Annotated in this window: 16 protein-coding genes; 12 read left to right on the top strand and 4 right to left on the bottom strand. The window is 69.0% G+C overall.

Annotated elements, in window-relative coordinates; translation table 11 throughout:
• The first annotated feature begins 2 nt into the window (after positions 1 to 2).
• Positions 3 to 2,141 carry an acetate--CoA ligase family protein gene (locus tag D0D37_RS00165; protein ID WP_116198409.1) on the top strand — a complete coding sequence of 713 codons (2,139 nt, stop codon included), beginning with the start codon at positions 3 to 5 and terminating at the stop codon, positions 2,139 to 2,141.
• 162 nt (positions 2,142 to 2,303) lie between these two features.
• Positions 2,304 to 3,698: an OFA family MFS transporter gene (locus D0D37_RS00170; protein ID WP_116198410.1), complete on the top strand. Its 1,395-nt coding sequence runs from the start codon at positions 2,304 to 2,306 to the stop codon at positions 3,696 to 3,698.
• A gap of 69 nt (positions 3,699 to 3,767) precedes the next feature.
• On the opposite strand, the gene D0D37_RS00175 is transcribed toward D0D37_RS00170, so the two are convergent.
• Positions 3,768 to 4,502, bottom strand: a complete 735-nt coding sequence (locus tag D0D37_RS00175) for a GntR family transcriptional regulator (protein WP_116198411.1) — start codon at positions 4,500 to 4,502, stop codon at positions 3,768 to 3,770.
• 645 nt (positions 4,503 to 5,147) lie between these two features.
• On the opposite strand from D0D37_RS00175, the gene D0D37_RS00180 reads away from it, so the two are divergent.
• The 7 genes from D0D37_RS00180 to gcl all read left to right on the top strand — a co-directional run bounded on the left by D0D37_RS00180 (position 5,148) and on the right by gcl (position 13,889).
• The gene (locus tag D0D37_RS00180) at positions 5,148 to 6,155 is read left to right on the top strand and encodes a pyridoxamine 5'-phosphate oxidase family protein (RefSeq protein ID WP_116198412.1); all 1,008 of its coding nucleotides are present in this window, start codon (positions 5,148 to 5,150) and stop codon (positions 6,153 to 6,155) included.
• Positions 6,156 to 6,413: 258 nt separating this feature from the next.
• On the top strand, positions 6,414 to 7,613 hold the full coding sequence (locus D0D37_RS00185) for a cupin domain-containing protein (protein WP_244223322.1): 1,200 nt from the start codon (positions 6,414 to 6,416) through the stop codon (positions 7,611 to 7,613).
• A 238-nt stretch (positions 7,614 to 7,851) separates the two neighbouring features.
• Positions 7,852 to 8,799: a sucrase ferredoxin gene (locus D0D37_RS00190; RefSeq protein WP_208719722.1), complete on the top strand. Its 948-nt coding sequence runs from the start codon at positions 7,852 to 7,854 to the stop codon at positions 8,797 to 8,799.
• A 436-nt stretch (positions 8,800 to 9,235) separates the two neighbouring features.
• The gene (locus D0D37_RS00195) at positions 9,236 to 10,222 is read left to right on the top strand and encodes a 2-dehydropantoate 2-reductase (protein WP_116198414.1); all 987 of its coding nucleotides are present in this window, start codon (positions 9,236 to 9,238) and stop codon (positions 10,220 to 10,222) included.
• Positions 10,223 to 10,477: 255 nt separating this feature from the next.
• Positions 10,478 to 11,302 carry a hydroxypyruvate isomerase family protein gene (locus D0D37_RS00200; protein ID WP_116198415.1) on the top strand — a complete coding sequence of 275 codons (825 nt, stop codon included), beginning with the start codon at positions 10,478 to 10,480 and terminating at the stop codon, positions 11,300 to 11,302.
• Positions 11,302 to 12,192 (top strand): 2-hydroxy-3-oxopropionate reductase, encoded by an 891-nt coding sequence (locus D0D37_RS00205; RefSeq protein WP_116198416.1) that lies wholly within the window; start codon positions 11,302 to 11,304, stop codon positions 12,190 to 12,192. The genes D0D37_RS00200 and D0D37_RS00205 overlap by 1 nt, the downstream gene beginning before the upstream one ends.
• Positions 12,193 to 12,194: 2 nt before the next feature.
• Complete coding sequence (gene gcl / locus D0D37_RS00210) at positions 12,195 to 13,889, top strand: glyoxylate carboligase (protein ID WP_116198417.1); 1,695 nt, start codon at positions 12,195 to 12,197, stop codon at positions 13,887 to 13,889.
• A gap of 46 nt (positions 13,890 to 13,935) precedes the next feature.
• Here gcl and D0D37_RS00215 read toward each other — a convergent pair whose 3' ends face one another.
• Positions 13,936 to 14,742 carry a helix-turn-helix transcriptional regulator gene (locus D0D37_RS00215; protein WP_116198418.1) on the bottom strand — a complete coding sequence of 269 codons (807 nt, stop codon included), beginning with the start codon at positions 14,740 to 14,742 and terminating at the stop codon, positions 13,936 to 13,938.
• Positions 14,743 to 14,786: 44 nt separating this feature from the next.
• Here D0D37_RS00215 and cmtR point away from each other — a divergent pair, with 44 nt between their 5' ends.
• The 3 genes from cmtR to D0D37_RS00230 all read left to right on the top strand — a co-directional run bounded on the left by cmtR (position 14,787) and on the right by D0D37_RS00230 (position 16,789).
• On the top strand, positions 14,787 to 15,110 hold the full coding sequence (gene cmtR, locus D0D37_RS00220; protein WP_116198419.1) for a Cd(II)/Pb(II)-sensing metalloregulatory transcriptional regulator CmtR: 324 nt from the start codon (positions 14,787 to 14,789) through the stop codon (positions 15,108 to 15,110).
• A 59-nt stretch (positions 15,111 to 15,169) separates the two neighbouring features.
• Positions 15,170 to 15,766: a cation efflux transmembrane domain-containing protein gene (locus D0D37_RS00225; RefSeq protein ID WP_244223328.1), complete on the top strand. Its 597-nt coding sequence runs from the start codon at positions 15,170 to 15,172 to the stop codon at positions 15,764 to 15,766.
• Positions 15,767 to 16,048: 282 nt separating this feature from the next.
• Complete coding sequence (locus D0D37_RS00230) at positions 16,049 to 16,789, top strand: SDR family oxidoreductase (RefSeq protein WP_116198421.1); 741 nt, start codon at positions 16,049 to 16,051, stop codon at positions 16,787 to 16,789.
• A 100-nt stretch (positions 16,790 to 16,889) separates the two neighbouring features.
• On the opposite strand, the gene D0D37_RS00235 is transcribed toward D0D37_RS00230, so the two are convergent.
• Positions 16,890 to 17,525 (bottom strand): hypothetical protein, encoded by a 636-nt coding sequence (locus D0D37_RS00235; RefSeq protein WP_116198422.1) that lies wholly within the window; start codon positions 17,523 to 17,525, stop codon positions 16,890 to 16,892.
• An 864-nt stretch (positions 17,526 to 18,389) separates the two neighbouring features.
• The gene (locus tag D0D37_RS00245) at positions 18,390 to 18,848 is read right to left on the bottom strand and encodes a single-stranded DNA-binding protein (RefSeq protein ID WP_116198424.1); all 459 of its coding nucleotides are present in this window, start codon (positions 18,846 to 18,848) and stop codon (positions 18,390 to 18,392) included.
• Between the last annotated feature and the right edge of the window lie 276 nt (positions 18,849 to 19,124).

A 19,124-nucleotide genomic window follows, 5' to 3' on the forward strand; every position in this document is an offset into this window, starting at 1 on the left:
GGATGACCACGGAAACTGGCCGCGCGGCGGTCGAGGAAATCCTGGCCCGAGCAGCCGAGGAAGGCCGTTCCTCGCTGACCGCGCCGGAAGGCCGTGCGGTCTGCGAGGCGTACGGCATTCCGACGCCGCAGGAACGGCTCGCCAACTCCGCAGACGAAGCGGTGGCGCAGGCGAAGGAAATCGGTCTTCCGGTAGTGCTGAAGATCGTCTCACCGGACATCCTGCACAAAACCGAGGCTGGCGGCGTACTCGTCGGCCTCCGCAGCGAGCAGGAAGTCACCGACGGTTACGCCACGATTTTGGCTAATGCCAAGGCTTACGACGCATCGGCGCGCATCGTCGGCGTCCAAGTGCAGCAGATGCTGACCAGCGGGCAGGAGGTGATCATCGGCGCGGTCACCGACCCGAGCTTCGGCAAGATTGTCGCGTTTGGACTCGGCGGAGCCCTGGTCGAGGTGTTGAAGGACGTCACCTTCCGGCTGGCGCCCACCAGTACCGACGAAGCACTGTCCATGGTGGACGGTATCGCCGCTGCTGAGATCCTCAATGGAGTACGCGGCGGCGAGGCGGTGGACAAGGCGGCGCTGGCGGACGTCGTGCACCGGCTGTCGCGGCTGGTCACCGACTTCCCGCAGTTGGCCGAGGTCGACCTCAATCCGGTGCTCGCCACCGGCGACGGGGCTACTGCGGTGGACGTGCGGATTCTCGTCGATCCGGCGGCGGCCGCGGAACCGGTCCGGTTCAGCCAGGACGAGATCCTGGTCGCGATGAACCGGATCATGAAACCGGCCGCGGTCGCGGTGATCGGCGCGTCCGCGGAGGACGGCAAGATCGGCAATTCGGTAATGAAGAATCTCGTGAACGGCGGTTACGCGGGCGAGATCTATCCGATCAATCCGAAGGCCGCGGAAATCCTCGACCGGAAGGCCTATCCGAGCATCGCGGACGTGCCCGGCGACGTGGATGTCGCCGTCTTCGCCATCCCGGCCAAGTTCGTGCCGGCGGCGCTGGAAGAAGTGGGCGCGAAGGGCGTCGCCGGGGCGATCCTGATCCCCTCGGGCTTCGGCGAGACTGGAAACATCGAGCTGCAGAACGAAGTTCTGGCCATCGCGCGCGAGCACGGCGTGCGGATTCTCGGCCCGAATATCTACGGCTACTACTACACGCCGGAGAACCTGTCGGCGACGTTCTGCACCCCGTACGACGTCAAAGGCGGCGTCGCGCTGTCCTCGCAGAGCGGCGGAATCGGGATGGCGATCCTGGGATTCAGCCGGTCGGCCGGAATGGGTGTGTCGGCGATTGTCGGCGTCGGAAACAAGGCGGATATCGACGAAGACGATCTTCTGACGTTTTTCGAGCACGACGACAACACCGAACTCGTCGCCATGCACCTGGAAGATCTCAAGGATGGTCGTGCGTTCGCCGAGACCGCGAAACGAGTGTCGGCCAAGAAGCCGGTGGTGGTGCTGAAAGCCGGGCGGACGTCGGAAGGGGCGAAGGCGGCCGGATCGCACACTGGTGCGCTCGCCGGGAACGACCGGGTCTACGACGACATCCTCCGCCAGAGCGGCGTCATTCGCGCACCCGGGCTCAACGACCTGCTCGAATACGCGCGAGGCGTGCCGAAACTGCCCACGCCGAAGGGCGAAAACGTCGTGATCATCACCGGCGCGGGCGGTTCCGGGGTGCTGCTCTCGGACGCCTGTGTGGACAACGGGCTCGCGCTGATGCGGATCCCGGACGATCTCGACGCCGCGTTCCGCGAATACATCCCGCCGTTCGGCGCGGCGGGCAACCCGGTGGACATCACCGGCGGCGAACCGCCGTCGACGTATCGGAACACCATCGCGCTCGGCCTGTCCGACGATCGTATTCACTCGTTGGTTCTCGGTTACTGGCACACGATCGTCACGCCGCCGATGGTGTTCGCGGAACTGGTCGTGGACGTCGTGGAGGAGTTCCGGCGGAAAGGGATCCACAAGCCGGTGGTGGCTTCGCTGTCCGGAGACGTCGAGGTCGAGGCGGCCAGCGAGCACCTGTACGCCCATGGCGTCGTCGCTTATCCGTACACGACCGAAAAGCCGGTCGCGGTGCTCGGCGCGAAGTACCGGTGGGCGCGTTCGGCGGGGCTGCTGCCTTGATCAAGTCCGGAGGGAGGCGTACGTTGCCCGACACCTAACCGCTGGTCAGCGGAGTGCGGCGAGGAAGGGACGCCGGGGCGCGCGGTCGCGTCCCGGCTCGGGGGAAGAACGGAGACAGCCCGGCACGGGAACCGAAGTCAACGGTGACGAAAGAGAATTCTCATGACCGCAGCCCAACCGACATACCAGGAGATCGTCGACGAAAACGGGCGGACGTACCGGATCGGGGAGAGCCCCCGGGACCTGATGGGACGGTCCCGCAGCTGGATGGTCTGGCTGCCGTGGGTGGCCATGATGGCGGTGAGCGTTTTCGAATACGGCTGGGGAGCCGTCGAGGGAACGCTCGAAGAGAAATACGGCTGGTCGTTGTCGGACGCGTTCTGGCTGGCCAGCATCTGGGCCGTGTTCCAGGCCGGGGTCGCGTTCCCGGCCGGGCGGCTGCGGGAGAAGAACATCGTGTCGGCGAAGACGGCGATGCTGGCTGGCGCGGTGTGCTCCGGGATCGGCTACTTCTCCATCGCGCACAGCGGAAATCTGGCGGTGGCGTTCGTCGGGTACTCGGTGCTGGGCGGAATCGGCGCCGGGCTGGTGTACGCGACGTGCATCAACATGGTCGGGAAATGGTATCCGGAGAAACGCGGCGCCCGCACCGGTTTCGTGAACGGCGGATTCGCCTACGGTTCGGTTCCGTTTATTTACCTGTTCAGCGCTTTCCTCGGCCATGAGAACGTGACGATCACGCTCGACGCGATCGGCCTCTACATGCTCGTGGTGGTCGGGCTGTGCGGTTTCCTGTTCAAGGACCCGCCGAAGAACTGGTGGCCGGCCGAGGTCGACCCGATCGCCTGGCTGAAGGGAAGCGCGGCGGGGAAGGCGAAGAGCCTGGCGAAGAACCCGCCCGCGGTGCGCCAGTTCGCGCCGATGGAAGCGATCCGCACCGGGATGCTGCCGCTGATGTGGGCGACCCTCGTGGTGATCGGCGGGGTCTCGCTGTTCGGGATCAATTTCCAGGTCGATTTCGCCAAGGAAAGCCAGTTCGGCGCCTTCGTAGCGGCTTCCTCGGCGGGAGTCCTGGCCATTGTGAACGGGGTCGGCCGCGGAATCGTCGGCTGGGCGTCCGACCGCATCGGGCGCAAAGCGACGCTGTTCTGGGTGCTGGTGATCGCGGCGCTCGCGCAATTCGGGGTGCTGTGGTCGGGCAAGACGCACAGTTTGTTCTGGTTCATGGTGTTCGCGGTGCTGACCGGATTCGGCAGCGGCGCGTTCTATCCGCTGTTCGCCGCGTTGGTGCCGGACTACTTCGGCGAGAACCACAACGCGACCAACTACGGCATCGTCTACAGCGCGAAACTGGTCGGCGGTGTCGGCGGCGGCGGGCTGGCGGCCGGGGTGATCGCCGCGTGGGGTTACACCGGCGCATATGTGCTGGCCGGGTGCATCGCGTTGCTGTCCGCGGTGATGACGTTGTTCCTGCGCCAGCCCGGACGTTCCGGCCGCAGCACGACGGAGAAGGCCGGCAGCCAGATCGCCAGCACCGCTCCGGCGGCGGGCAGCTGAGTTTCCTCCGCGAGTCCGGGAGCGACGGGACGGCTGGCATCCGCCCCGTCGCTCCCGGACTTTTCTGCGTTACTCCGCCGCGTCCGGCCGTTCGTGGAACGCCTGGCGCGTGCGTTCGGTGTGCTGCGCCATGATTTTCTCCGCCTTTTCGACGTTGTGCGCCGCGATCGCCTCGATCAGCGCGGCGTGCTCCTGCCACGCGTCGCGCCCGCGGGGCCGGGCGATCGGCGTGTAGTACCAGCGCACCCGGCGGTCGACCAGGCCGATCAGCTCGGTCAGGACCGCGTTGCCGGTCAGTTCGGTGATGTACGAATGCAGGTCGGCGTTGGCTGCGACGAGCCGTTCGCTGTCGTCCGCGGCGAGGGCTTTCATGCCGACGTCCTGCAGTTCCCACAGGCGCTTGATGTCCTTGTCGGTCGCGCACGCCGCGGCCAGCCGCGCGGAGTGGGTCTCCAGCACGGCTCGGACTCCGAGCAGCTGGTCGGCTTCCTCGTCGGTGGGCAGGTGCACGAACGCTCCCTGCGCCGGACGGAGGTCGACCCAGCCCTCGCTCTGCAGCCGTTGCAGCGCCTCGCGCACCGGCTGGCGGCTGACGCCCAGGTACTCGGCCAGGTCGGCCTCGACGAGGTGCTGCCCGGGTTCGAGCGTGCGGTTGATGATCAGCTCGGCGAGCGCGTCGTACACGACCTGCCGCAACGGCGCGGGCCGCTCCACCCGGTTGGCGCTCTTGCCGGCGAGCGACCCCTTGGCCGTCCGGCGGCCGGTAGGCCCGCGTTCGGGCAGGGGAGAAACGGACTCGGTCACGGTGCACCTCGGGTGGGATCTGCGGCGGGATTCGAGGAACTCAGTTTTCAGGATACAGGTTTTGGTATGCAAAATCCCGGGCTTCTGGATTGTGTCGGCGATCTTCCCTCGGAGGTGGGGCGGCGCGGCGGTGATCTGGGTGCTGGGAGGGAGTGAGAGGAGCGGTTTCTGGTGCGGCTCGGGCCTGCTGGGGAACGCCCTGTTGGGAAAGCATGGCCGCGCGCGCTCCGGCGGCGGAGTGAATCCGGCGTTGCCCGGCGTTGCCCGGCGTTGCCCGGCGTTGCCCGGCGTTGCCGGGTAGCGGGGTGGTTCCACCAATCCCCGCACTGCGAGCGCTAGACGGCAGAGCAAGTCCGGTGCGTGCGCTCGTGGCTGCGGCGCGAACCAGTCGCTGCCCGGCACCGCACGCGCCTTGCCGTGGAGCGAATCCCGCGGTGCCGGGCACGCGCGACGGAGCAGATCCGGAACCACGCACTCCTGGCAGCGAAACGAATTCGGTGCCGCCCGCGCCCGACGGCGGAGTGAGCCCCGCGACGCCCAGCGCCGCAATCGTCCGGCAGCGGAGAGAATCCCGCGGCACCGCGAGCGTCAGCGGCGAGCAGGACGGCCGCCACCCCGCCCGGCTTGTTAGGCTACCCTAACTCCATGGGGATCATCCGTGCGGTGCCGGACCTGGAACGCGTCGTCGGCGAACGGCCGCTGCCGGTCATGATGAAGTCGATCGACCATCTCGACCCGCATTGCCGCACGTTGCTCGGCCGCTGCCCCGCCGCCGTCCTCGGTTACGTCGACACTGAGGGCCGCCAGCGCGCCGAAATGGTCGGCGGGACTCCCGGATTCGCGAAAGCGGAGACTGAGCGGCGGCTGCGGCTGTCGATTCCGGCGGACGCCGCAGACGGCAACGGCGCGGCGCTGCTGGTGCTCGTCCCCGGGTGGCGCGAAACCTTGCGGATCAACGGAACAATCTCCGAAGGCGGTCTCCGCGTAGAGGAGGCGTTCCTCCACTGCGGCAAAGCGGCGATCCGCTCCAACCTGTGGGGTCCATCCGCACCGGAGGACGCCGACGTCGTCGAGGAAGGCTCGGTCCTCGGGCCCGCCGCGGCGGCTTTCCTGGCAGCCGCGCCCTTCGCGGTGATCACGTCGCGGGACGGCGCCGGGCGCGCGGACGCCAGTCCCAAGGGAGATCCTCCCGGGGTGGTCCGGATGCTCGGGCCGACGACGGTCGTGCTCGCTGATCGGCCCGGCAACCGGCGCACCGACACGTTCCACAACGTCGCCGAACGCCCCGACGTCGCAGTAGTGGTCATCGCTCCCGGTGACACTCGTACGTTGGAGATCACGGGCAAGGCGGTGATCAGTACAGAACTCGAGCTGCGCGAGTCGATGACCGAGCGCAATCGGACCCCGAAAGCGGTGCTGAAGGTGGAAATCGAGACCGTCCGGCTGGCACCGAACGCCGCGGTGTGCGAGGCCGGATTGTGGGATCCCGCCCGGCACGTCGATCCCGCCGACCTGCCGCGGTCGTCGACGATCTGGACCGATCATCTCAAGCTGAACGAGACCGCGGGCACCGACGCGAAACTGGTGCGGGACGGGGTGAACGAGCGGCTGCTGCGGGACGGTCTCGAGCAGGATTACCGGCAGAATCTGTGACCTGGCGGTTCCGCCGAGCGTGATCATGGGCCCGGCGAAGATTACTCAAATGACCGATGTCCGCCCCGGCGATGTCCCGTAGCGTGAGGCGCGCCCAGTCGTCGACGTTGCGAGGTCCGGATGGCTCAAGAACGCATGACAACCGACACCGACGCGGCCGCCAGCGGCCTGCTGCTGAGCGTGGAACCGCTGACCGCCGCGGTGGACCGCGGCAAGGCCAACGGCGCCGTCGCCGACAACGACGGCAACGACTAGCCGTTGTCCCGCTCCGTGAAGGAGATTCCCGGACTGGCCGGCCTCGTGGCACCGCTCGAGGCCGGCCAGTTCTTCGGAGAAGTCCTCGGCAAGGCGCCTCGGCGGTTCCCGGGGGAGAAGGGCCGGTTCGCGTCCCTGCTCCCGTGGCCGGAGCTGGACCGGGTGCTGCGCCAGCACCGGCTGGAGTTCCCCCGGCTGCGGCTCGCGCTCGACGGCGACGTCGTCCCCGCGCACACCTACACCGAAATGGTGTCGACCCGGCGCAACGGCCAGGTCCCGCGCGTGCTGTCGGCCCCGTTCGCCGAACACCTGCGCGCCGGCGCGACGCTCGTGCTCGATTCGGTCAACGAACTGGTCGACGAGGTCGGCGAACTTGCGGGCAGGCTCGAACACGACTTGCGCGAGCGGATCCAGGTCAACCTGTACGCGGGCTGGGGCACCACGCACGGCTTCGACGTGCACTGGGACGACCACGACGCGTTCATCATCCAGCTCTCCGGGCGCAAGCGGTGGCGCCTGCACGGGGTGACCCGGCCTTCGCCGCTGCAGCGGGACGTCGAACTGCCGGAACGCCCGGAAGGCGAGCCGCACGACGACTTCCTGCTGGAGGACGGCGACGTGCTCTACCTGCCGCGCGGGCACTGGCACGACGTGTCGGCCGTCGGCGAAGAGTCGCTGCACCTGACGATCGGGTTCAATGCCGCCACCGGTGTCGATCTCGTCGCGTGGCTGGCCGACCAGCTGCGGTCCGACGAGTTGTTCCGCGCGGACCTGCCCCGATTCGCCGGTCCGGACGCGCGGGCCGAGCGGGCCGAAGAGCTGCGCCGCCGGCTCGCCGAGCTGACCGCAGGTGACTTGGTTGACCGCTTCCTCGCCGACCGCGACGCGCAGGCTCCGGCCCAGACCCGCGTCGGCCTGCCGTGGGCGGCGACCGCGGAACTGCTGCCGCCGGACGACGATTTCGAGGTTCGGTTGCTCGTCCCGCGTGCCTCGCTGGTGGACGGCGAGGGCACAGTGGCGCTGGTCGGGGCGGGGAAGCGGCTGGTGTTCGCCGAGGCCGCTCGACCGGTGCTCGCGGCGTTGCTCGGGTGCGGTCCGCAGCCGTTCAAGGTGCTCGCCGACGCCGCGCCGGACTTGCCCTCGGCGACGGTGCGGGCGCTGGTGAAAGAACTGGTCGCGCAAGGGCTGGTGGCTCGGGCTTGATCGGAGTATCGCTGGGCGTGCCCTGGCGATCGGGCGTGCTGTTGTGCCTGGCGTCGCAGCGTCTCTCAGCGATGGCACGGGTGCTATGGGCGACCTCACCGTTCACGGCCTCAGTCTGGGCTTGCGCCGAGGTCACATCGGTCCCGGACGCTCAGCGGAGATGGCTCGATCGAGTGATGCCGCGCCCCGGGGACGGTCGCCTCGGAAGGGCGCGGCGGGCGTTCAGCTATACTTAGGCATGCCTAAGCCCGACGTGCAGCATTCGGGGCCGGGAATCTGCTTCCCGGGCCGGAACGCTGCGCCCGGATGCGCCGCGCTGACTCGCGAACTCGGCGGCGAGCCTGCCGGGACCGCCGCGCGGATGACGTCCTGGCTGCTGGTCGAGCAGCCTGGGTCGTGGGGCCCGGACGCTCTCGAAGACGTCCTGGCCACCGTATTTCCCGCCGAACGCCTCGATGCCGCGCGCGCCGCCGGTCTGCGCCCCTTGCTGATCCGGAAGCCGGGTCGGCACGCGCGGACGCCAGGTGCTCCGCGTGCGGTGTACGTCGCCAGCGGACAGCCCGGGAACCGCTGGACCGAACGGCTCGACCTCGCTGACCTGGACGAACTCTCCCACCTCGACCTCGAAGCGGTCGCCGCCGGACGCAGCGGGCACGGCGAGCCGGTGTCCGGTCCGCTCTTTCTCGTGTGCACGCATGGCAGCAAGGACATGTGCTGCGCCGTTTTCGGCCGTCCGCTGGCGACCAGCCTGGCGCAGAACCACCCCGGGCGGGTGTGGGAGGTCAGCCACGTCGGCGGGGACCGCTGGGCTGGCAACCTCCTGACCGTACCCGACGGTTATCTCCACGGCAGCCTCGCAGTGCCCGACGCTGAACTGGCGGCGAAGGAGGCGCTCGGCGGCAACGTCCGGCTGGAGAACCTGCGTGGCCGCACCTCCGCGGAGAGCGCGTGGTCGCAGTTCGCCGAGATCGAGATCCGCGGCCGCACCGGTCTGCGCGGTCTCGACGCGGTTCTGGCGGTGACGGAGGAATCCCGGGGCGACACTCGGAGCGTGCTGGTCGACGCTGGCGGGCGACGGTACGAGGTGGTGGTGCGGCGGGCAGCGCCGACCGCCTCGGCCCACAGCAGGTGCACTGCGCGGCTGGTGCTGTCCGGGTTCGTGGCGGAGTCGGTGCGCGAGGTCTGACCGCCGCGGCTTGGTGAGGGATCGGGCAGCAGGCCCGTCGTTTCGGGGATCCTGGGACGTAAAGCAGAGAAGACTCCCGGACCGACCCGTGCTCGAAACTCGGCACGCGCACCGGCGTGCAGAACCACCGCCCCGTCTCGTCACGCGGAGTGCGGGCATCCTTGCTCCGTAGCGTCGACGGACCCGATCCTGCCTCCGCAGTGCCGCAGTGCCGCAGTGCCGCAGTGCCGCAGTGCCGCAGTGCCGCAGTGCCGCAGTGCCGCAGTGCCGCAGTGCCGCAGTGCCGCAGTGCCGCAGTGCCGCAGTGCCGCAGTGCCGCAGTGCCGCACCGTCGTTTGTCATCGCCGCTTCCGATGACCAGACCCTGGCCTCGCCGACACCAGGCGGGATACTGTATGCAATCTAACGTCGGCAGGATCCGGACCGGGAGGCAACCATGCGGGTGGCGGTTCTGGGCGCAGGGGCGATTGGCGCATATGTCGGCGCGGCACTCCATCGCGGCGGCACCGATGTCCACCTCGTCGCCCGCGGGGCGCACCTCGCGGCGATGGCGGCGGACGGCGTGCGGGTCCTGAGTCCGCGCGGCGACTTCACGGCGCGTCCGCACGTCACGTCCGACCCGCGCGAGATCGGACCGGTCGACTACGTTTTCCTTGGCCTCAAAGCACATTCGTACCCGGACTGCGGCGACCTCCTGGAGCCGCTGCTTCAGCAGAACACCGCGCTCGTCGCGGCGCAGAACGGCATTCCGTGGTGGTATTTCCACGGGCTGGCCGGTCATCCGCTGGCCGGGCATCGCGTCGAAGCGGTCGATCCCGGCGGGGCGACCAGCCGGGTGCTCGCGGTCGAGCGGGCGATCGGCTGTGTCGTCTACTGCTCGACCGTCATCGAGGAGCCGGGTGTCATCCGGCATCTCGAGGGCACGCGGTTTTCCCTCGGCGAACCGTCCGGAGAGGTTTCCGTCCGCTGCCGGAATCTCGCCGATGCGATGGTCGCGGGCGGGCTCAAGGCTCCGGTCGAACCGAGGCTGCGCGACGACATCTGGGTCAAGCTGATGGGCAACGTCGCGTTCAATCCGCTGTCCGCGCTCACCCGCGCGACCATGGCGCAGATATGCGAGCACGACGAAACCCGTGCGCTCGTCGCGGCGATGATGACCGAGACTCTCGCGATCGCCCGTGCGGCGGGCGCGGATCCGCAGGTCTCCGTGGAGAAGCGGATCGACGGCGCGTGGCGGGTCGGCCACCACAAGACGTCCATGCTGCAGGACCTGGAAGCGGGCAAACCACTGGAGATCGACGCGATCATCGGCGCGGTCGTGGAACTCGCGGACCTGACCGGCGTCCAGGCGCCCGCCCTGCGCCACGTCCACGCCGCGATCGAGTTGCTCAATCGTACGGCCGCGGCGATTCCGGTCGGCTGAAACGAAAACCGCACGACTGTCTACAGTGGATTAAACTCTGACCACTGTGGACGATGGGGTTCAGAATCCCCGCTCTGTCACCCGCGCGCGTCGGAGTCGAGCGACGCTGCTGTGGATCTTGCCGCCCGCACGCCCCGGGGAAACCTGCCCGCTGCCCGTTGACCGAAGCCTCCGCGTCCAGCTATTCTCGAACTACGGAAGAAAACTTCCACAAAGCGAAATTAGCTGATCGAGATGTGAGGAGCCGAGGTACTCATGACCGGTCCCGCCGGGGAGCGGCACTCGCTGCCCTACACCGCCAACCTGTCGATCCTGTTCACCGAACTCCCGCTGCTCGAGCGCGCGCAGGCCGCTCGGGCAGCGGGCTTCACCAAGGTGGAGTACTGGTGGCCGTTCGACAGCGCCGACCCGTCCGGGGCCGACGTCGACCGGTTCGCGCGGTCGGTCGAGCAGGCGGGCGTCCAGTTGACCGGGCTGAACTTCTACGCGGGCGACATGGCCGCGGGCGAGCGCGGGCTCGTGTCGTGGGTGGGCCGCGAGACGGAGTTCGCGACGAGCCTGACGGTCGCGCTGGGGCTCGCCGAACGGCTCGGCTGCCGCAGCTTCAACGCGCTGTACGGCAACCGGATCGACGGGATCGAACCGTCCGAACAGGACGAGCTGGCCCGCACTCACCTCGCGACCGCGGCGAAGGCGGCCGAGGGCATCGGCGCGCAGCTGGTGCTCGAACCGCTGTCCGGCACCCCGGCGTACCCGCTGAAGACCGCGGCCGACGCGGTCGCGGTGCTCGACGAGCTGGGCCTGGACAACGTCCGGCTGCTCGCGGACCTCTACCACCTGGCGGTCAACGGCGACGACCTCGACACCGTGATCGCCCGCCACACCCCGCGCACCGGGCACGTGCAGATCGCCGACGCGCCGGGCCGGCACCAGCCGGGCACGGGGGAGCTGGATCTCGAAGGACATCTGGAAAAGCTGCAGGAGGCGGGCTACGCCGGACCGGTGGGCATCGAATACAAACCGGACGGTTCCACTGTGGACTCGCTGGCCTGGCTGCCGTACGAGCGAAGGGGAAACTGATGAGCAAGATCGGGTTCATCGGACTGGGCGTGATGGGCACGCCGATGGCCGCGCACCTGGCCGCCGCCGGACACGAGGTGAGCGGGTTCGACCTCAACGCCGACGCGCTGGCCAAACTGGAAGCCGCGGGCGGCCGCGCGGCCGAGGACGTCGCCGACGCGGTGTCCGGGGCCGAAGTCGTGATCACCATGCTGCCGAACCACCCGCAGGTCGAGCAGGTCGTGCTCGCCCCCGGCGGAGTGCTCGACGCGATCGCGCCCGGCACGCTGCTGGCCGACATGAGCACCATCCGGCCGGAAACCTCGATCGAGGTCGCGAAAGCCGGTGCGGCCAAGGGGATCCGCGTGCTGGACGCGCCGGTGTCCGGCGGCCAGGCGGGTGCCGAGCAGGCCGCACTGTCCATTATGGTCGGCGGCGACGAGGCCGATTTCGCCGCGGCGAAGCCGGTTTTCGACACCCTGGGCAAGACCGTCACGCACGTCGGCCCACACGGCGCGGGACAGGTCGTGAAGGCGGCCAACCAGCTGGTGGTCGGCGGGATCTACGGGCTGGTCGCCGAGGCGATCGTGCTGCTGGAAGCGTCCGGAGTGGACGCGGGCACCGGGCTCGACGTGCTGGCGGGCGGGCTCGCCGGCAGCCGGATCCTGGAACTGAAACGGAAGTCGATGGTCGCGCGGCAGTTCGAGCCGGGCTTCCGGATCGACCTGCACCACAAGGACATGGGCATCGCGCTCGCCGCGGCGCGCCAGTCCGACGTGGCGCTCCCGCTGACCGGCCTGGTCGCGCTGGTGGTCGCGGCCGGGCGGGCGATGGGCTACGGCTCGCTGGACCACTCCGCGCTGCTGAAGGTCGTCGAAGAACTGTCCGGCCGCTCGTCCGAGGAGGTTTGACCATGGCCCAGGTCCCCGCTATGCAGGCAGTCGTCGACGTGCTGGTCGACGAAGGGATCGACGTCGCCTTCGGCTGCCCCGGCGCGGCGATCCTGCCGCTGTACGAGGCGATGCAGGGCCGCGGCATCGACCATCTCGTGGTCCGCCACGAAGAAGGCGCGACGCACATGGCCGACGGCTGGGCGCGCACGACCGGCAACGTCGGCGTCGCGATCGGCACGTCCGGCCCGGCCGGCACCAACATGATCACCGGCCTCTACACCGCGCACGCGGATTCCGTGCCGATCCTCTGCATCACCGGGCAGGCCGCGACGACGAAGCTGCACCAGGAAGCGTTCCAGGCGGTCGACATCGTCGAGATCGCGCGGCCGGTCACGAAGTGGGCGGTCCAGGTGAAGGAAGCCGCGCAGCTGCCGTGGATCTTCCGCGAGGCGTTCCGGATCGCGCGGTCCGGACGGCCCGGCCCGGTGCTCATCGACCTCCCGATCGACGTGCAGAAGCAGATGATCGAGTGGGATTCGTCGATCGATTCGGCGCTGCCGGTCAGCACGGTCAAACCGTCGCCGGCGCGGGTCGAGCGGGCGCTGGACATGCTGCTCGCCGCCGAACGCCCGCTGATCCTGGCCGGCGGCGGCGTCGTGCTCGGCGAGGCGAGCGACCCGTTGCGGCGGCTCGCGGAACGGCTCGGCGTCCCGGTCGGCGTCACGCTGATGGGCAAGGGCAGTTTCCCCGAGGACCACGAGCTGTTCGCCGGCATGGCGGGCATCCAGACGTCGCAGCGCTGGGCCAACGCGGCGTTCCTGGAATCCGACCTGGTGCTGGCGCTGGGCGCGCGGTTCGGCGACCGGCACACCGGCGAGCTGTCGGTGTACCGCGGCGACCGGAAGTTCATCCACGTCGACATCGAGCCGACGCAGCTGGGCAAGGTGTTCGGTCCGGACCTCGGCGTCGTCTCGCACACGCGCGAGTTCCTGGAAGCGCTGCTGGCGGCGCTCGACGCGCGCACCGCTCCGGCGCGGGACCGCGCGTGGGTCAAGCGGCTCGGCGACCTCAAGGCCGAGCTGCCGCGCAAGGAAGACTTCGACTGCACGCCGATCAAGGCGCCGCGGGTGTTCAAGGAACTCAACGAGTTCTACGGGCCGGAGACGTACTTCGTCACCGCGATCGGGCTGTACCAGATCTGGTCCGGGCAGTTCCAGCGCGCGCACCTGCCGCGGCACTACCAGGTGTGCGGACAGGCCGGCCCGCTCGGCTGGGAGATCCCGGCCGCGATCGGCGTCAAGAAGGCCCGGCCGGACGCGGAGGTCGTCGGCGTGGTCGGCGACTACTCGTTCCAGTTCCTGGTGGAGGAGCTGGCGGTCGCCGCGCAGTACGACGTCGGGTTCGTGCTCGTCATGCTGAACAACGAGTACCTGGGCCTGATCCGCCAGTCCGAGCTGCCGTACGAGATGAACTACCAGGTCGACATCCACTACGACGACCGCGGCACGGACAACGTGAAGATCATGGAGGCCTACGGCTGCGCCGGCACGCGCGTCGAGGACCCGGGCGAGATCCGGTCGTCGCTCGAATGGGCGCGCAAGGAAGCCGAACGCACCCGGCGGCCGGTGCTGGTCGAGATCATGATCGAACGCGAGGGCAACGCCGCGATGGGCGCCGCACTGGACGCGGTGCGCGAGTTCGAAGCGGCCGACTGACGGGAGCCGGGCTGGGGCATTACGTGCTCCGGCCCGGTTTCTGGTGCTATCGCGCGGGAACCAGGTCTGCCAGTGCGGCGAGTGCGTCGGCGTCGCGCGTCCCGGGTGTCGCGTGGAAGACCACCAGCTGCAAGCTCACCGGGCCGGGGATATCGAGTTTGTCGCTGTGCAGATCGAGTTCTCCGACAGCCGGGTGGCGGAAGCGGACGACGTGCCCGGTGCGCGGTTTGACGTCGTGCCGGGCCCAGAGATCCCGGAACTGTTCGCTGCCGGCGGCGAGGCCGGCGATGAGTTCGGCCGCGACGGGATCGGCGATGTCGGGGCCGAGTGCGGCGCGCAGGCCGGCGACGCCGTCGGCCGCCATCTGGCCCCAGTCGCGGCGCAGGTCTCGTTCGGCCGGGTCGAGGAAGATCGCGCGGAGCAGGTTCCGGCCGACTGCGTAGTTCGGCGAAACCGCTGCGGCGACGGGGTTTGCGGCGAGGACGTTGGTGAGCCGGTCTTGGACGTACGCCGGGTTTGTCGTCCAAGTGGAGATCAGTTCGACGATGCTCGCGGGCACCCTCGGCTCGGCTTGGCCGGGTCGGGCCGGGGCCGCCAGCTGGTGCAGGTGCCGGCGGGAGGCTTCGTCCAGGCCGAGGGCCCGGGCCAGCGCGTCGAGCACCTGCGCGGACGGGTTCTGGTCGCGCCCCTGTTCCAGCCGGATGTAGTAGTCGCTGCTGATTCCCGCCAGGAGCGCGAGTTCCTCGCGGCGCAGTCCTTGTACGCGGCGGCGTCCGGTGTCCGGCAGCCCGACGTCGGCAGGGGAGACCCGCTCGCGCCGGGCGCGGAGGAAGTCGCCGAGGAGGTTGTCCACTTCGCCAGTGTATTTGATTCAGCGAGTGCTGTACTGTTTCGGCTGTGCTGACCTCTGAGACTCGCGAACTGGCGCTCGCCCGGCTCGGCCGCGCGCTGGCGGATCCGACTCGCTGCCGGATTCTCGTGGCGCTGCTGGACGGGGTCGTGTACCCGGCGCAGCTGGCTTCGGAGCTGGAGTTGAGCCGGTCGAATGTCTCGAATCATCTCGCGTGCCTGCGCGGGTGCGGGCTGGTGATCGCGACGTACGAGGGCCGGCAGGTCCGGTACGCGATCGCCGATCCGCATCTGGCGCACGCGTTGTCGGAGCTGACGAAGGTGGTTCTGGCGGTGGCACCGACGGATGCGTGCGACGAGGAGACCCGGTGACTGCAGAGGATTCCTGCTGTCACGCGGGTACCTGCGGCGATGCGGCGGTCGGCCGGTCGCTGGACGTCGAGAGGCGCACAGTTTTGCGTCGGCGAGTGCGGTGGCTGGTCGCCGGGACGATCACGTACAACGTGGTCGAGGCGATCGTCGCGGTGTCGGCCGGGACGATCGCGTCGTCGTCGGCGCTTATCGCGTTCGGACTCGACTCGGTGGCCGAGGTGCTGTCCGCGGTGGCTGTGGCGTGGCAGTTCGCCAGCGCGGATCCGGAACGCCGGGAACGGGCCGCGCTGCGGGTGATCGCGGTGTCGTTTTTCCTGTTGGCGGCGTATGTCACGGTCGATTCGGTGCGGTCGCTGTTCGGAAGCGAGGCTTCGCACTCGACGGTGGGGATCGTGCTCGCCGCGGTGTCCTTGGTCGTGATGCCCGTGCTGTCGGCTGCGCAACGCCGGGCGGGCCGGGAACTCGGCTCCGCGAGCGCCGTCGCCGATTCGAAGCAGACGCTCCTCTGCACTTACCTTTCCGGGGTGTTGCTGGTCGGGCTGCTGGTGAATGCGCTGTTCGGCTGGAGCTGGGCGGATCCGGCCGCGGCATTGGCGATCGCCGCGGTCGCGGTGCGCGAAGGGCTCGGGGCCTGGCGGGGCGAGCACTGCTGCTGATCGCGGGTCAGGCGCCGCTGGGCAGCGCGCAAGGTCAGGGCGAAGGCAATGAATACGCCGATCAGCATCAGTGCGGCAGCTAGGTCGCTCACCTGCGGGCCTTTCTCCGGTGGTCGTTCGGTCGGTTGAGCATGACCTGGCGCGGGGCCGGACTCCGGCGGCGCTCACGCTTCTTTGACTGCGCTCCAGCCGATGCTGATGCCGCCCGTGCCCTCTCGCCGATTCGGACACGTGTCCGGTAAGCTGTGCGGACACGTGTCCATTTAAGTGTCAGGGGTAGGAATGTCCGAGCTGACTGGGAAAGTCGTCGCCATCACCGGGGCGAGCAGCGGAATCGGCGAGGCGACCGGCCGGTTGCTCGCCGCTCGGGGTGCGGCGGTCGTCCTGGGTGCGCGCCGCGAAGATCGGCTCGACGCGCTGGTGAAGGAAATCCGCGACGAAGGTGGGCGCGCGGTCGCGTGTGTCGCCGACGTGACTCAGCGCGCGGATCTGGACCGGCTCGTCCAGCGGGCGGTCGAGGAGTTCGGTCGGCTCGACGTGCTGGTCGGCAACGCGGGGATCGCCAAACTGGGGCCGGTGGCGGACGTCGATGTCGATGGCTGGTCGGCGATGATCGACGTGAACGTGCGCGGGGTGCTGAACGGGATCGCGGCCGCACTGCCCGTTTTCCGGCGGCAGGGCCGGGGGCATCTGGTGACGACCGTGTCGACGGCTGGGTTGAAGATCGTGCCCGGGCAGGCGGTTTATGCCGGGACGAAGAACGCTGTGCGGACGATTCTGGAGGCGCTGCGGCAGGAATCGACGGACGGGGTGCTCCGGACGACGTCGGTGTCGCCGGGGTTCGTCCGGACGGAGCTGGCGGATTCGATCGACGATCCGGCGGAGCGGGAACGGATTCGGCGGCGGGTCGAGGAGTTCGCGCTGGATCCCGCCGCGGTGGCGCGGGCGATCGCGTTCGCGATCGAGCAGCCGGACGACGTGGAGATCGGCGACATCACGATCCGGCCGACCGTGCAGAACTAGCGGGCGGCTCGAAGCCTGGTGCGGCGGGGAATGGCTGCGGGCCCGGCAGTTCGGGACGAAGCTAGTCCCGAACTGCCGGGCTCCGGAACCTTGGCGGGAGTCAGAGGCACGGCGGCTGGTAGCCGTCGATGAGGAGTTCGCGGAAGTCGAGGTTGTTGGGGGTCTTGCCGACGAAAACAAGGCCGCGGGCTTCGGTCAGCGCGGAGGCGAAAGAGTACTGCGGCTGGCCCAGTTCGGGAAGCCAGGTCCACGAAGCGGGGTCGAACGGGAAGAATGTGCGGACCAGTTGGCCGCCGGTCGAGGGGATGCGGGTCAGCCATTTGTCGCCGCCGCTCCAGTGCGAGGCGGGGCGCAACTGGACGTAGAAGTCGTCGTCGGCGCTGTAGGTCAGCCAGAATCCGGTGGAATGGCTGAGGTCGGCCTGTGCGTCGAACTGGTTGCCCAGCCAGACCACGGCGACGTGCCATTCGTTGTTCTGGAAGACGACCTTCGCCGCGTAGCCGTCGCCTTCGGGGACGAGGAGGCTTCCGGTGGGCGGGACGGTCGTTCCTTCGCCGCTGGCCAGCCACTTCTGCAGCCGGTTGATCGACGGGGTGCTGCATTCGTCTCGCACGCTGACGCCGGGATGCCCGGCGGGTGCGGCCTGGGCGGCTGGCGCGGAGAGCGGAGCCAGCAGCAGTACGGAAATCGCGGCGAGGACAGGGATTCCGGCCTTGGTCCGGCGAGATGCGGGCATGAAACGGAAGCTACCAGCGCAATTGCCGGCCGGTCAGGGCCGATAGTCGGCTCTTCGCCCAGTGGTATGGACCTTTTGCGGAAAGGACCAGACCACTGGTGCGGCGCGGCCGGGATGAACACTTCCGGCGGCTCCGGCGAATACCAGGTGTGACTAGGGCTGAGCGGTACGCCGCGGCGAGCGTGGCGGACGGTGACGATCGACCGGACCTGTGCGGGGGTTCGCCTTGTCTGTGGGCGGACCCCCGCATCCGGCCGCCGGTCGGTGATGCGGACGCCACCCCCCGCGCGGGCGGTGGCTTTCCGGCGTCAGAGGTCGGCCCGCGGCGGCGTCGCCTCCGGTTCGCGGAGATGAGCGCCGCCGAGGCATCGGTGGTGGCGACTGTGCGCTTCCACTAGAGATCGGCTTGTGGCGGTGTGGTCTCCGGTTCGCGGAGGGTGAGCGCTACGAGTCGTTGGCGACGGTGTGCTTGCGTCTGGGGTTGGCTTGCGGCGGCGCGGCCTCCGGGTTGCGGCGGGTGAGCGCCGCCGAGTCGCCGGTGGCGGTGACGGTGGCAGTGTGCTTCCGTCGGAGGTCGGCTTGCGGCGGCGTCGCCTCCGGTTCGCGGAGATGAGCGCTGCCGAGGCGTCGGCGGTGACGACGGTGCGTTCCGAGCGGGCTGGCCGGAGGCCATCGCGGCACCAGGCGTCGTCGGTCTGCAGAGTTGTGGTCGCGATGGCGGCTCCGAAATCGTCGATAGGGCCTGTTGATGGCTGCGGTAGTCGAGACGGTTTGCGAGATGGTCCAGTTATGGGCAGGTTGGGCTGCGGCACCCGGAGCTGCGGGCAGGAGCGGACGACAGCCGCGGCCGCCGACGTGGAGCGATCAGAAGGGCGGCTCCTCACTCGCGCCGACTCCGGCCGACACCGGCGCGGGGCCCCAGCTGTCTCCGCCCGGGCCGCTCGTTTCGCCGTTGTTTCGGCTGGCCTTGGTGACCTTCGCGGTGGCATACCGCAGAGACGGACCGATCTCGTCCACCTGCAGTTCGACTACGGTGCGCTTCTCGCCCTCCTTGGTCTCGAAAGACCGTTGCACCAAACGTCCGGTGACCAGGACCCTCGCCCCTCGGGTGAGGCTCTCGGCGACATTTTCCGCTGCCTGCCGCCACACGCTGCACCTGAGGAACAGCGCCTCGCCGTCCTTCCATTCGCCGGACTGCCGGTCGAGGGTGCGAGGCGTCGACGCGACCGTGAAATTCGCGACCGCCGCGCCGGACGGGGTGAATCGCAGTTCGGGGTCTGAAGTCAGATTCCCGACCACTGTGATGACAGTTTCTCCAGCCATGACAAACTCCCTGATTGTGTGCCACCAAGTCCATGGCGGCGATTCTGACGATCGATGAGCCTCGATCGTTTGCCGTGTATCAACAGTTTTGCGCGTTCAGCCGTGATGAATGCATGAGCGCGGTCGAGCAGGAGCGCCGCGCCCTGCTCCCGGGCTTGATCTCGACTCCGGTGGGCCTGTCGCGGGCGCCGTCGCCGAGATGATCGAGGAAACACCGATCAGAACCCGCATGAAAGACATCGGGAAGCGGGGCAGAGCGATCGTTGTTCGCCGACG

This window comes from Amycolatopsis circi, from assembly GCF_003385235.1.
In the GTDB taxonomy this organism is placed as follows: domain Bacteria; phylum Actinomycetota; class Actinomycetes; order Mycobacteriales; family Pseudonocardiaceae; genus Amycolatopsis; species Amycolatopsis circi.